10 protein-coding genes are annotated in these 13,306 nt (G+C 73.0%); 7 read left to right on the top strand and 3 right to left on the bottom strand.

Annotated elements, in window-relative coordinates:
* Positions 1 to 81 precede the first annotated feature (81 nt).
* The 3 genes from WMF27_RS15180 to WMF27_RS15170 are packed head-to-tail and all read left to right on the top strand — an operon-like array spanning position 82 to position 3,140.
* Entirely contained in the window at positions 82 to 1,695 is a 1,614-nt protein-coding gene (locus WMF27_RS15180; RefSeq protein WP_437768163.1) for an aldehyde dehydrogenase family protein, read from the top strand.
* A gap of 24 nt (positions 1,696 to 1,719) precedes the next feature.
* Positions 1,720 to 2,496, top strand: a complete 777-nt coding sequence (gene surE / locus WMF27_RS15175) for a 5'/3'-nucleotidase SurE (RefSeq protein ID WP_437768164.1) — start codon at positions 1,720 to 1,722, stop codon at positions 2,494 to 2,496.
* A gap of 41 nt (positions 2,497 to 2,537) precedes the next feature.
* Entirely contained in the window at positions 2,538 to 3,140 is a 603-nt protein-coding gene (locus WMF27_RS15170) for an adenine phosphoribosyltransferase (protein ID WP_437768165.1), read from the top strand.
* A gap of 4 nt (positions 3,141 to 3,144) precedes the next feature.
* Here the strand turns inward: WMF27_RS15170 and WMF27_RS15165 are convergent, their stop codons facing one another.
* Positions 3,145 to 4,359 carry a hypothetical protein gene (locus WMF27_RS15165; RefSeq protein WP_437768166.1) on the bottom strand — a complete coding sequence of 405 codons (1,215 nt, stop codon included), beginning with the start codon at positions 4,357 to 4,359 and terminating at the stop codon, positions 3,145 to 3,147.
* A 129-nt stretch (positions 4,360 to 4,488) separates the two neighbouring features.
* Here WMF27_RS15165 and WMF27_RS15160 point away from each other — a divergent pair, with 129 nt between their 5' ends.
* Complete coding sequence (locus WMF27_RS15160) at positions 4,489 to 5,739, top strand: esterase/lipase family protein (protein ID WP_437768167.1); 1,251 nt, start codon at positions 4,489 to 4,491, stop codon at positions 5,737 to 5,739.
* A complete protein-coding gene (locus WMF27_RS15155; RefSeq protein ID WP_437768168.1) occupies positions 5,736 to 6,497 on the top strand; it encodes a uracil-DNA glycosylase in 762 nt (253 codons plus the stop codon). The genes WMF27_RS15160 and WMF27_RS15155 overlap by 4 nt, the downstream gene beginning before the upstream one ends.
* Here WMF27_RS15155 and grxD read toward each other — a convergent pair.
* Complete coding sequence (gene grxD / locus WMF27_RS15150; RefSeq protein ID WP_437536647.1) at positions 6,494 to 6,808, bottom strand: Grx4 family monothiol glutaredoxin; 315 nt, start codon at positions 6,806 to 6,808, stop codon at positions 6,494 to 6,496. The two genes, WMF27_RS15155 and grxD, sit on opposite strands and share 4 nt — an antisense overlap.
* 671 nt (positions 6,809 to 7,479) lie before the next feature.
* Between grxD and WMF27_RS15145 the strand changes: the two genes are divergently transcribed.
* Positions 7,480 to 8,163 (top strand): hypothetical protein, encoded by a 684-nt coding sequence (locus WMF27_RS15145; RefSeq protein WP_437768169.1) that lies wholly within the window; start codon positions 7,480 to 7,482, stop codon positions 8,161 to 8,163.
* Positions 8,164 to 8,443: 280 nt separating this feature from the next.
* A complete protein-coding gene (locus WMF27_RS15140) occupies positions 8,444 to 10,018 on the top strand; it encodes a hypothetical protein (protein ID WP_437768170.1) in 1,575 nt (524 codons plus the stop codon).
* 4 nt (positions 10,019 to 10,022) lie between these two features.
* Here WMF27_RS15140 and WMF27_RS15135 read toward each other — a convergent pair whose 3' ends face one another.
* Complete coding sequence (locus WMF27_RS15135; protein WP_437768171.1) at positions 10,023 to 13,124, bottom strand: hypothetical protein; 3,102 nt, start codon at positions 13,122 to 13,124, stop codon at positions 10,023 to 10,025.
* Positions 13,125 to 13,306 lie beyond the last annotated feature (182 nt).

Below are 13,306 nucleotides of genomic sequence, written 5' to 3'. Positions count from 1 at the left end.
GTCCGGTCGGGGCCTGCTCCCTAGGGGTCGCGACATGCCCCATGCAGAGGGGCAGGAGCGCGGTGATAGGCTCCGCGCCCGATGGCTTCCGAGACGACTCCCCTTCCCCACGAGGCCGGCGCCGCAGCTGGCGACGCGGCGTCGTCGGCGTCCGTCAGGGTAGCGAGCTCCGGTCCCTTCCCGCTGCGCAGCCCGGCAGGGGGAGCGCCCCTCGACGACGTGGCGGAGACAGAGCTCAGCGCCCTCGCGACGATCGTCGCCAGCGCGCGGGCGGCGCAGATCGCCTGGGCGGAGGTCCCGATCAGGGAGCGCGCCGAGCTCATCGCGCGCGTCAAGAAGCGCCTGCTCGCGCGGGCCGAGGAGATCGCGACGCTCGTGCACCGCGAGTGCGGCAAGCCGATCGAGGAGGCCGCGCTCGCTGAAGTGCTCCCGAACGCGGATCTCATCGACTACTGGACCCGGTCCATCGAGGAGCTCCTCGACGACTCCCCCGTCGCGCTCGACCCGCTCGCCTACCCCGGCAAGGTCGGGCGCATCCAGAGGGATCCGCGCGGCGTCGTCGCGCTCATCACGCCCTGGAACTACCCTGTCGCGATCCCGCTGCGCACGATCGTGCCGGCGCTGCTCGCGGGCAACGCCGTCGTCTTCAAGCCGAGCGAGGTCACGCCGCGCTCCGGCGCGCTCGTCACTTCGCTGTTCGACGGGCTGCTCCCGGACGGCGTCCTCGCCGTCGCGCAGGGCGGCAGCGACGTCGGCGCCGCGCTCGTCGGGGCCGGCGTCGATCTCGTCGTCTTCACCGGCAGCGTCGCCACCGGCAAGAAGATCGCCGTCGCGTGCGCCGAGCGCCTCATCCCGACGTCCCTGGAGCTCGGCGGGAAGGACAGCGCCATTGTCCTCGGCGACTGCGATCTGGAGCGCGCCGCGCGCGGCGTCCTCTGGGGCGCCTTCACGAACGCCGGACAGAGCTGCGCCTCCATCGAGCGCGTCTACGTCGAGCAGGCGATCGCGGACCGCTTCATCGCGCGCGTCATCGCGCTCACGGGGCAGCTCCGAGCCGGCATCGACGTCGGCGTGATGACGACGGCGCGGCAGGCGGAGATCGTGCGGCATCAGCTCGAGGCGGCCGTCGAGGGCGGGGCGGAGATCCTCGCCGGCGGCGCGCCGAAAGAGGGCTCGCTCGCCTTCCCACCGACGGTCCTCAAGGTGGAGCGCGAGGACACGCCGCTGCTCCGGGAGGAGACCTTCGGCCCCGTTCTTCCCATCCTCGTGGTGAAGGACGCCGAGGAGGCGATCGCGCGCACCAACGCGTCCCGCTTCGCGCTCACGACCAGCCTCTGGACCCGCGGCTACGAGCGGGCCCACGCGCTCGCGCGACGGCTGCGCTCCGGCGTGGTGACGATCAACAACCACGGCTTCACGGGCGCGCTCCCGGCCGCGCCGTGGACGGGGGCGGGAGACAGCGGCTACGGCGTCACGAGCAGCCCACACGCGCTCGCGGAGCTCACGCGGCCGCGCTTCTTGCTCGAGGACCGCAGCAGGACGAAGAGCGAGCTGTGGTGGTACCCTTATACGCCCGCGCTCCGGACGGTCGCCTTCGCGATGGCGCGGGCGCGCGGTGGAGCCGGATGGTTCGGCCGCGTCAGCGCCCTCGTCGAGCTCGTCGCCGCGCTCGCGAGGCGCCTGCTCGGTCGCTGATCCAGAGACCCATCGAGCGAACGCATGCGCCCTCTGATCCTCCTCTCCAACGATGACGGCTACTCCGCGCCGGGTCTGACCGCGGTGCGGGACGAGCTCGCCCGGCACGCCGACGTGGTGGTGTGCGCCCCCGCGGTCAACCAGAGCGCGACGAGCCACTCCCTGAGCCTGCACCGCGTCCTCCGGCTGCTGGAGGCTGCGCCCGGCGTGTTCGCGGTCGACGGGACGCCCGCCGACTGCATCTACGTCGCCCTTCACGCCGGCACGCGCGTGCTACCGCGGCGCCCCGATCTGGTCGTGTCGGGCATGAACCACGGGCTCAACCTGGGCGCCGACATCTTCTACTCGGGCACCGTGGCCGCCGCGCGCGAAGGAGCGCTCCGCGGCGTCCCCTCGATCGCGCTCTCCGCCGATGCAGGAGCGTCGCTCCCTGCCGCAGCGGCGCTCGGCGTCAAGCTCGCCCTCGCCCTCCACCGCGCCGCCGGGAAGGAGGGACGCCGGCCAGCGCCGCTGCTCAATGTCAACATCCCTGCGGGCAGCAGCTGGCCCGTGCGGGCCACGCGCATGGGCGCGCGCTTGTACACCGAAGAGGTGATCTTTCGCCGGGATCCGCGCGGGCACGAGTACCTCTGGATCGGCGGCGCGGGCGTACGCCACGACCTCGTCCCCGGCTCGGACACCGAGGCCTACGACGCAGGGGCCGTCAGCGTCACGCCGCTGACCCTCGACCTCTTCGCCGCGCAGCACGAGGGCATCGCAGGCCTCCTCGCCGCAGAGCTCAACGACGGCCACATCACCTGACGTAGCTCGCGTCGCGACGCGTGGAGCGCTTTCCGGCTCGAATGCGCTCGCCTACGCTCGGCGTCATGTTCAATCACGACGCCCTGCCCTCCGAGCACGCGCTCCGTTATCTCAAGGCGCACCTCCGGAACGTCCCGGATTTTCCGAAGCCCGGGATCCTTTTCAAGGACATCACGCCGCTCCTCGCGGATCCGCGGGCGCTCCACATCACGCTGGATCTCCTGGCCCAGCGCTTCGTCGGCGAGCACGTCGACGTCGTGGTCGGCGTCGAGTCCCGGGGCTTCATCTTCGGCGGCGCGCTGTCGGCCCGGCTCAACGCCAGCTTCGTGCCCGTGCGCAAGCCAGGCAAGCTCCCCGCCGCGACCGATCGCGTGGCGTACGCGCTCGAATACGGCAAGGCAGAGCTCGAGATGCACAAGGGCTCGATCAGGCCGGGGGCCAGGGTCCTCATCGTGGACGACCTGCTCGCGACCGGCGGCACGGCCTCGGCCGCGGCCGAGCTCGCGCGCAAGCAGGGCGGCGAGGTCGCCGGCTTCGCCTTCGTCGTCGAGCTCGATTTCCTCGGCGGTCGTGCGCTCCTCGCGGAGCGCGCCGGCGACGCGGCGCCGGTCTTCTCGATCGTGCACTTCGCCGCGGGCGAGTGAGCGTTCACTCCTGGCCCACGCCGACCTGCAGCTTGCGCGCGACGGTGCGGCTCGCGGTCGTCGCCCGGGTCGGCCCGCCGACGGGGAACGTGATGACGACCGCCCCTGTCCCGCCCTTGGTGATGCCCCCGCCGTGCGCGCCCACCAGCTTCCCCAGGCTCGCCGCGTCGAGCGAGGCGCCCGCGCCACGCAAGGCGTCGATCGGCCCCACCCCTGGCAGCGCGGCGAGCGCCCCTCGATCGACCGCCGACATCTCGGCGAAGAGGCCGGACGTATAGACGAGCGCCGTCGCCGCCGCGGCCGGATCCGAGCCGCGGAACCAGGCGCCGGCGTCGTGGTAGGGCAGGTGCGCGCAGCGCGCGTACAGGGCGCCCAGCGCCGCGGCGGCCGCGTCGGCCATGCGGTCGCCGAGCGCGACGAAGCGCGCCCGGTGCGCGGGATCGAAGTATGCCCGCGCGTATCCGCCGGAGAAGCGCGCGGTGATCGCGCGCCACGACGGAGAGCGCCTCGCCTCCTCCGCATCGAACCCGGGGACGATCTCCACGACCCCGTCGGTGATCGCGGCGAGCTCGGCGTCGGCGCCCGACGTCAGCTTGCCCTGCGCGATGAGCGCGCCGAGCCCCACGGACTCCGCGGTCAGAGCGGCCGGTTCCCCTGCGCCGGCGGCGACCTCCGCTGCAGCGGCGCCGCGCGGCATCGCCAGCCAGAGCTCGGCGACCCAGCCCGCGAGCTCGAAGGGCCCCATGGAAGCACCGGCGTAGATCCGCTTGCGCGCGGCCTCGCAGGTGCGCGCATTCCGCGCCGCGTCCTCGCCGGCGGTCGTCTCCGGCTCTGTGGGCGAGGCGGCCGGGGCCTCCCGCGATCGGAGCATGCGCGACGCGAAGAGCGCGCCGACGACCACCAGCGCGAGCGCGCCGACGGGGATCACGAGGTGCCGCGCTGGCCGGACCCGGGCGGCCGGCGCAGGCGGCGCGAGCGAGCTCACCGCGCGGTGCGCCAGAGCGAGCCGCCGCGCGATGTCGGACGCCTTACGCGTGCGCAGCTCTTGTGGCAGGAGCGGCCATTGCTCGACCAGCTGCTCCAGATCGATGGCCACGGGAGCGCCGCGCCCACGCAGCGCGATCTGGCGTCCCTGCACGCTCACCGAGCCCGATGTTCCAAACAGGCCCAGGGCCTCCTGTACAGCCGCCTCGATCTCCCGCGCGCTGGGGTCGTCCACGATCGCAGGGTAGCCGGATTTGCCGCCGGCATGCCGCCGCTTCTTCACGCCGCCCGGCCGTCACGGTCGCAGGCGCGGGCGGCGATGGAAATACCGCGGAGGGCCGGCGGACATGGCACATTCCCGCGCGTGCAGAAGACGCGCGTCTACCTGTCGCCGGGCATGTTCGGCTTCGCGACCCTCGCCTCCCTCGAGTATTTCGAGCACTTCATCCGCGCGATCGAGGAGCGGTTCCGCGATCGCGGCCGTATCGTCGAGATCCACGTCTGCGAGGTCCACCCGACGGCCTCCATCCTCCGCCGGGCGGCGAAGCTCGCCCGCCTCGTGGACGAGAGCGCCGGGGACGACGACGGCCCCATCCACATCGTAGGCCACTCGACCGGAGGCCTGGACGCTCGCCTCGTCGCTTCGCCGACGGCGCGGCTCCCCGGGAACGCTCACCGCCGGCTCGGCTGGACGAGCCGGCTGCGGTCCGTCACCACCATCAACACACCTCATTTCGGCACCCCGCTCGCCGCCTTCTTCGCCACGGTGAGCGGCCAGCGCCTGCTCTACGCCGTCACCGCGCTGACGGTGGCCGGCCTCAAGCTCGGCGCGCCGCCGCTCGCGGCCGCGTCGGCGCTGGTCGCCGCGTTCGGCCGGGCGCAGCTCGGCTTCTTCGAGATCGAGCTCATCGATCGCGCGGTCGAGAGCTTCATCCGCGTGCTCGACGACGCCTCGAGCCGCGAGCTGCGCGCCTGGCTAAAGCTCTTGCGCGACGACCAGGGCGCCATCGTCCAGCTCATGCCCGAGGCGATGGATCTGCTCCACGCCGGCCTCGAGGACCGCGCGGGCTTGCGGTACCAGAGCGTCGCGACGTACGCGCCGCGCAACGCCGTCCGGGACTGGGTATCGGCGCTCCGGTCGCCGTGGGGAGCGATGTCGGCCGCCATCTTCACCGCGCTGTCGAACATCACCGCCCGCCTGAACGAGCACTACCCTTGTCGCTCCCATGACGGCTCGATCGAGCAGAAGCTCGCGCGCGTGCTCGGGGAGCTGCCGCCGCTGGACGCCAACGACGGCGTGGTCCCGCTGGCCTCGCAGGTCTGGGGGGAGCTCATCTGGGCCGGCAAGGCCGACCACCTGGACATCGTCGGCCATTTTCCGGGCAAGGGCGGGCACATCGACTGGCTGGCGAGCGGAGCCCGCTTCAATCGCCTGCGCTTCGACGCGGTGCTCGACCGCATCGTGACCGGGATGGTGGCCGGCGAGCAGGGCGGCCTGACAGAGCGCGCGGCGGCGCCGCCGCGCCCGCTCGCGGAGGCGCGCGCATCGGAGCGCGGCGCGGACGTGGGGCCGAGCGGCGCTTCGACGAGCTCGGGCGGCGAGCCCGCCGCGTGAGCCGCGGCGGCGCGGCGCGCGCGCTCGATCGGATCACGGCGGAGCTCGTCGAGTGCCGGCGCTGCCCGCGGCTCGTGGCGTGGCGCGAGGACGTCGCGCGAGAGAAGCGGCGCGCTTACCGGGACCAGACGTACTGGGGCCGCCCTGTGCCGAGCTTCGGCGATCCGGACGCGCCGCTCGTGATCGTCGGGCTCGCCCCGGCGGCGCACGGCGGGAACCGCACCGGCCGCATGTTCACGGGCGATCGTTCGGGTGACTTCCTCTACGCGGCGCTCTATCGAGCGGGGCTCGCCTCGCAGCCGACGAGCACCGCGCGCGACGATGGGCTCTCGCTCCGGGGCGTGTTCATCACCGCCCCCTGCCATTGCGCTCCCCCGGACAACAAGCCCACGATCGCCGAGCTCGCGGCGTGCCGCGGGTGGATCGACCGAGAGCTCGCGGCGCTGCATCGGGCGCGCGTCTACCTCGCGCTCGGCAAGATCGGCTATGACGCCGTCGGCGCGCTCGTCCGCTCGCGCGGCGCGTCCGCGGGGGATCGCGCGGAAGCTCACCCACGCCTCCCACCGTTCGCGCACGGCGTGGAGGCGGCGATCCCCGATCCGCGCGGCGGCGCCGGAGCGGCGCTGCTCTTCGGCAGCTACCACGTCAGCCAGCAGAACACCCAGACGGGGCGGCTCACCGGCGACATGTTCGACGAGGTCCTGCGCCGCGCCGCCAGCGCGGCGGGGCTTCGCGCCCCCGAGCGATCTGGACGTTAGTCCTGCTTCGACAGGAGCTTCTGCAGATCGCCCGACTGGAACATCTCCGTCAGGATGTCGGAGCCGCCGATGAACTTCCCGTCCACGTAGACCTGCGGGATCGTCGGCCACTGCGAGTAGTCCTTGATCCCTTGGCGCAGCGAGGGATCGGACAGCACGTTGACGTCCTTGAAGTCCACGCCGCACTTTTTCAGGATGTCGACGGCACGCGCCGAGAACCCGCATTGCGGGAAGGTCTTGGTGCCCTTCATGAAGAGGACGACGCGGTTGCTCTCGACGGTATCCTTGATCGCCTGGTGGATGTCGCTCATGGCTCGTTCCTGATCTCCCGCCGCGAGCGGGATCGCCCATTGTTCAATCTACACAGAAGCGGCGCGCGGCTGCCGGGCCGCACGCCGTGGCGTGCCGGCGGGGCTCGCGACGGGACCGCGCTGGGCTCGCCAAGCGGACCACGGACCGCCCCGCCCCGCGCGCGGTTGTGAACGGGGTTTCTGGTGTCGCCCTCCGCCCGCGTCAACTGGGCTGGAGCGCCGCAGGGGTCCCATGGAGGGCTGCGGGGACCAGTGTATGTATCCTCGGGCGGGTGCGCCGACGGCTTGGTGCGTCTCCGCGCGGGAATTGGGGCGGTAGGCAGCGCCGGCCAGGCTCAGCGCATCCATCGGGGGCTCGACGGCCGCGGCGATGCGGGGACACGGCGGGCGATCGACACCGCGCGCCCGCCCGCGAACACGGAGACGTCGAACGCTGGTCGACAACGTGCTCCAGGACCTGTGACCGCAGGCTGCGGCGACGCCGCGTTCCGCTCGCTGGACGCGCCTCGCGCCATCTGCACCGCAGCGTCTGGCCTCGCGCCGCCAAGTCGTTGTAGAACACGCCCCCACCTCGGCCGTCTTACCGACCGTGACGCGGCGGTGAGCCGCCGCGGGTGCGGCGAGCGTCCCACTGTCGCGGCCTCACCCGCACAACCCTGAAGGAGCCTCGTATGCGCTTGCACGTCCTCATCCCCGCGGCCCTGCTCGGCCTCGCGCCCCTCGCCTGCGGCGGCAGCGACCCGGAGCCGAACAACCCGTCGCAGATGCAGAACCAGTACGGGGCGTCAACCCAGTACCCCCCCGGACAATACCCGCCCGGACAGTACGGCCAACCCACCCAGCCGGGCCAGTACGGCCAACCCACCCAGCCGGGCCAGTACCCGCCGCCGGCCACCACGACCCCCGCCCCGACGCAGACGACGCCGACCGCCACGGGCACGAGCACCGGCCAGGCGACCCCGATCGCGCCTGCCGCGGTCAGCGCAGCGACCCCGATCCTCACCGCCATGGCGGCCTCCGAGGTCCAGGGCATGCAGCCGGAGGGCGGCGCATTCGCCGGGCAGTTCCAGGACGGCCAGACGCTCGAGCAGCCGTTCAATATCCAGCCGGGCAAGTGTTACTCGGTGATCGGCGTGGGCCTCGGCGTCCAGGAGCTCAACCTGCAGATCGTCGCGCAGCCCGCGCCGATGCTGCCGCCCGTGGTGCTCTCCCAGGACAACACGACGGGACCGAACGCCACGCTCGGTGGCAAAGGCTCTTGCTTCAAGAATCCGCTCCCCGTGGGCGGCCCCGCGAAGGCCATCATGACGGTCCGGGGCAGCGGCCTCGCCGTCGCCCAGATCTACGTGAAGTAGCCGCGTCCCTGCGGGCCGGCGCCGTCTGCCTCACGCATCGAGGCGCGGCGCCACCGCGCGCGCCTCGGGACGTCCGCTGTCCTGCGATCGTCCGCTGCCGCCACGCGGCCCTGGCACCACCGCCTCGCGGCACAGCCCGCGACGACGCTCCTGTGTGACCCCGCTCACCCCGAGCTCTGCTCGGCAGCGTCGGTGGCCGACGGACCGGGCTCACCCGGAATGCCGTCGTACGTTTGCCCCTCCACTGTTCGCCGGGGGAGATGCAAGGTACACTCCAAGGGTGAGCTTGCCTTGGAAGTACTCGGCTCCCTGGATCGCCATCGTCGGACTAGCGTCCTGCTCTTTTCGTATGGCCGATGAGTCGGCGGACAGCCCCGGGTTGCCCGGGGACGCCGCTCACCCCGCCGTCTTGGCGTTCGAGGAGGAAGGGACGCTGCAGCTCGTGCCAGGGGAGCTGCGGACGGTCTGGGTCATGGGACAACCGCCGGCGCCCTACGAGGTGAGCTTCACCCTCCTCGGCGAAGCTGCAGGTGCATGGGTCGACCGCACGACGGCCGTCACGGACGAAAATGGCAGGGCCTCGGTTCAGCTCCATGCGTCGACCCTGGGAAGCACGTTTCGGCTCCGTGCCGCGACGAAGGGCGGGCCGTCCGCGGAGCTCGGTGTTTCGGTGAGCGCGGAGGGCTTCGGCACGCTCCGCGTCATCCCGGTCTACGAGGGGACGCGCGTCGCGAAGGACTGGACGGCGAGCGTCGTCGCGGAGGCCACCTGCGAGGAGATCGCAGCCGCTGCGCCCGAAGCCCCCGTGGGCGCGCTCGTGGCGCACGGCGGTCCAGACGAACCGGTGGTCGTCGAGGGCGCGCCTGTGGGGCCGAGCCTTACCGTCGCTCTGCACAGCGGTCGAATCATGTGGGGTTGCGTGAGCGAACGAGAGCTGCAGGCCGGCTCCGCGCGCGACGTCCGGGTCCCGATCAAGGACCTGCCGATCGATATGGCGGCGACGCGCCTCGACACGAAGCTGACCCTCGTGACGGCGGAGGGGCTGACCGCGATGCTCGAAGCAGCGACCGAGCAGCTGCTCGACGCATTCTTGCCTGCCGGCGCGGAAGCCGCGTCCCTGCTCGACGCCATGCAGCGCGCGGCGCCGCCGGACCAGGCGCCCACGTTTGCCGCGCAGCGGATCGAGCGTGACTGGGACGCTGCAGCACAGGCGCACCTCGCCGCGCTCCCGCTCCCCCTGCGCGACATGTGTCGTGGATGGGCGCGTACCGGGCTCGCGGGGACGCCGCTCGCGCTCGACGGCCAGCTGAGCGGCGTGGCAGACATGCAGGGACGCGCGCTCTTCGAGGCGAGCTGGCTCGGCAGCGTGACCTCTGACAACGCGGGCGTACCACCGGCACATTTCATGTCGTGGACGGCGGATCCCGGCGACGTGCTCCGGCTCGCGGGGACGCTGACGTGGTCACCGACCCGAACCATCGGCGGAGTGACCGGGCTCGGGGTCGCAGCGGAGACGGACGCGGAGTCCGTCCCCGCGGCGCTCGCCGCTGCCGCTGAGTGCCAAACGCTCGGCGAGCTGCTCGGCGGCTACTCCGACTGCACAGGCGACTGCGTGGCGATGCTGTGCGCTGGCGGGCTCAAGCTCCTGTGGCGCGCTGGCACCGAGGCATCGGAGACGGCCGGGATGGTCGGCGAGATCGTCGTGAACGCTTCAGGCCCTGCGCAGCTCGACAGCTCCGCCGCGCCGATCGCATGGACGGGCGACTGGCTCGGGACCATCCGCTACGGAGAAGGCGAGGAGGTCGGCGTCGAGGGACGGGTGAACGCCGTTTCGCCGGAGGCCATTACCCACTAGCGGATCATCTGGCGGCGTCCTTCGGCTCGCAACGCAACCGCCACCTCCGGCCCGTTGCGCGCTCGGTCGCGGCGAGCGGGATCGCGCTGGCGCCGACGTCGCTCTGCTTCTCGGGTGCCTTCGAGAAGGCGCCCTGCAGCCTCACCGCCATCGCCTCGACGCACGCGCTGCCTGGATCCAGGCGAAGCCGGAACTCGGCGCCGTCGACGGAGGGAGAGCCTCCGCCGACATCGAAGCTCGACGAGCCCTCCAGGCTCGTGTCGAGGAGCCAGCCGTCCTGACCCGGCGCGCAGCGCTCGATCCGTGTATCCGCGAGGTCCTTGCGGCCGAGCGGTACGGCCTCGCCGAGCGCGCCGGTCTCGCGATCGATCGGGAGCACGTGCCAGGAGCCGGCGCGCACGCCAGGGTCGGGAGCCGCCGAGATGAGCAGGCCGACGCCGCCGCCCAGCGCACGCCGGACCAGGCGCGGAGGATCCACGCCGTAGCCCGTGCGGCCAGGGCGATAGTAGGTCGCCAGCTGCCGCGCGATCCCGAGGTCGGCGCGCCACAGCGCCACGACGTCATACGAGCCGCCGGGCGTCACGAAGAACCACGTCTCGCCGAGCCGCACGGCGCCGCTCGGAAACGGCCGGAGGAAATTGCCGGCGCGGCCTGCGCTGTCGCGCAACGGAAGGATCGGCAGCCCTTCAGAGGCTGCGAACAGGCTGCATCCGGCGCCCCGACACACGTGGGTCAGCGCGGCCCGTCCGCCAGGATCGAGGTACGCGCCCCAGGACGCCGCCCCCTGAGCCACCACCCCGAGCGCCTCAGCGGCCGACGCCTCATCCGACCAAGGCGAGGCGCTCACGCCGCTGGAACGCACCCCGCCATCCGGGTCGAAGCGATCGTCGAAGCGGAGGAGCCAGCGCCCGGCGCGCGCCCAGTCTGCGCCTCGCTTGCCCCATGCGTAGGCGCGCATCGTCACGATGTCGTACGGAGCCCCGTTGTCGAGGCCGATCTCGTCGGCCCCGCGCTTGGGCGGCGGCGTGTTGCGGAAAGGAGCCCACGGCGACGTCGGTGTCTCCGTCGACGCCGAGCGCGTGACCGACGAGGCCGGGCGCGCTCGCTCGGCGCGCGCAGAAGGCGCGGCGGGAGGCTTGTCCGACAGCGGTGGCGTCGAGGAGCCGAGGGCCTCGCAGCGCATCGCGATCGGGCTCCCCGCGCGGAGCGGCGTCTGGAGCACCGGCGGCGGCTTCGCCTCGGCGAGATCGTCCGGCAGCGCCGTCTTGCCCCAGCCGACCCGGATCCAGCCCCTGAAGACGCAGCCGACGGGGCCGCACGCGCGCGTCCTCGACATCGAGGTGTCGTCGTCCCGCTCCGGCAGATCGAGCGAGCGCCAGGTCATGCCGCCGTCCGTCGACTCGGCGGCGCGCTCGCCTTCTCCGAGGGAGAACGCGAACCGCCCAGACAGCAGCGCGCCCGTGCCGTCCTGGCGCGGCGCCCCCGCGGTCACCTTCCCGCTCTTCGCGTCGATCCGAACGCCCACGATCGGGCCGCCTGCCTCCACCCAGCCGCCGATGACGCCGGGCTCACGCTCCTCGAACCCTTCGATCCACATGCCGCGCTGCAGATCGCGCGCGGTGCTGCGCGGCTTGGGCGGGAGGATCAGCGGGACGGTCGTCACGTCGCTCCCCTTGAGCAGCGTGAGCTGCCCCGACGCGTCCAGGCGAGGCGGCGAGAGGACGGCGATGCGGCCGTCGGACAGCGCGACGACGCGCTCGATGCCGACGTCTCGCGCGGGCGCGCGGACGTGGATCTCGCGGGCGCGCCCGTCGGCGGCGACGACGCAGTACGCACGCCCGGCGCGCACCACGCTGTCCTCGCTGCAGGAGCCGCGGATCACCAGCGCGCCGTTGCCGCTCGCGACCACGAAGCGGGGCTCGTCGAAGCGCATCAGCCGGCGCATGCCGAGCGGCGGCTGGAAAGCGTACAGGGTCGTCGGCCCCTCGCGCTCGCCGCACACGAACCCGAACGACGCCCCCGCGCGGATCGCATGGCAGGCCGCCTCTCGCTCCGGATAGGCGTCGGGCGCGACGTCGATGATCGCCCCGTCGCGCAGCGAGACGCGCGCCAGGGCGCCGCCGCGAGCCACCACCGCGGTCGTGCTCGAGTCGGGCCACCCGTCCTCGACCGCGGCGCGGAGCGGGCGCCTCCCGAGAGGCCCCTGGGCGCGCGCCGGCGGCTCCTGCACGTCGTCGGAGGCCTCCAGCGTGCGGTACGTCACGCCGCCGCGCGCATCGACGGCGTAGAGCCCGCTCGCGGTCATGACGGCAGGATCGCCGCCGACGACGGCGACAGAGGTCGGCCGCGCGTCGATCTCGACCTCACGCCAGGTGGCCCCGGCGTCGAACGTGACGAGCAGGCCGCGCAGATCGGCCTCGACCAGGGCGCGCCATCCGTCGGCGAACGCGATCTGGCCGTACGTGCTCGCCGGTGGGAGCGGGCCGAGCGGCATCGCCGCGCCCGTCTGCGCGTCGATCGCGAGGAGCCGGTGGCTGTGCGAGAGCCGCGCGTAGAGGCGATCGAACCCCGCGAGGATCTCGTTCGCCTCCGACGGCAGCTGGACGAGCGGCTCGAGCGGGGCGAGCCACGCCTGGGCCCGCCAGAGCTGCGCGCTGCCGCGGTTCGAGGCGTGGAACAGGTACCCGCCGCCCAGGCGCGTCGGCAGCTTGAGCGAGGTGACCTGACCTGACGGCAACAGGTCGGCGGCGCGCTCGAGCGATCCATCGTCGTGCGCGATGACGCGCATGCGATCGATGAGCACCCGCCTGGCCCCCGCCTCGCTGGCCACCACGCCGCGCTCTCCGACGAGATCCGGGAGCAGCCGCGATGGAGTGACCATGGTCACGAGCGCCCCCTGCGAGGATCGCCCGCCCGGAGCCGGGCGAGACGCTTGCCCGGAAGCGCTGCGATCGCTCGACGCCGGTCCTCCGGAGGGCGCCATCGCCGCCTGTCCACCGCACCCTGCCGCGCTCGCGCAAAGGAGCAGCGCCATCGCGGAGCGCCGCGCCGCGCCCGGCATCCGCCGAAGAACCGGCGCGCGCAGCCGCCCGTCGGGCTCACTCATGACGGACGATGCTAGCGCGGCGATCCAGGCGCCGCACCGTCCTTGCGGGCGCCCACGCCAAGGTTCAGCCGCGGCTCGCGCCGTGCGTGTCTGCAGCGGCTGGCTCACGCCGATCGCGCATCGCACGCCCAGCGCCGGAGCAGCCGCTGCACGCGCGGCTCCGGCGGCGAGGATCTCCGCTC

It is taken from the genome of Sorangium sp. So ce281 (assembly GCF_051527395.1).
Lineage (GTDB): Bacteria > Myxococcota_A > Polyangia > Polyangiales > Polyangiaceae > Sorangium > Sorangium cellulosum_B.
Note: the sequence above shows the minus strand (reverse complement) of the source record. Positions and strands in the feature narration are given on the sequence as shown.